This window comes from Phenylobacterium sp. FG114 (assembly GCF_057809855.1).
In genome coordinates, this window is sequence record NZ_JBMDKU010000036.1 from 1 (window position 1) to 449 (window position 449).

A 449-nucleotide genomic window follows, 5' to 3' on the forward strand; every position below is an offset into this window, starting at 1 on the left:
GCGGCGTATCCGCCGATGCGTTTGACGTTGCAGTGGACCCAGAGCTTTTCGAGGGTCTCGACGAGTTCGTCCATCATGCGGTCGTCGTGGGCGGGGCTGGGCGTGAAGCGCAGGCGCTCGGTGCCGCGCGGCACGGTGGGGAAGTTGATCGGCTGGACGTAGACGCCGTGCTCTTCGAGCAGGATGTCCGAGATCATCTTGCAGTGGACGGGGTCGCCGACCATCAGCGGCACGATGTGGCTGACGGAGGGCATCACCGGCAGGCCGGCCTTGCGGAACTTGGCCTTCAGCGCGGCGGCGCGCTCCTGGTGGGCCTGGCGCACCTCGTCGTGGGCCTTGAGGTAGCGGATCGAGGCCACCGCGCCCGCGGCCAACGCCGGCGGCAGCGAGGTGGTGAAGATGAAGCCGTCGGCCCAGCTGCGGATGGCGTCGCAGATCACTTCGTCGGC

At 68.6% G+C, this 449-nt stretch carries 1 protein-coding gene; it reads right to left on the minus strand.

Annotation, left to right across the window (positions count from 1 at the left end; translation table 11 throughout):
• On the minus strand, positions 1 to 449 hold a 449-nt coding region (locus ACODSY_RS26030), incomplete at both ends, for an aminotransferase class I/II-fold pyridoxal phosphate-dependent enzyme (RefSeq protein ID WP_488954812.1).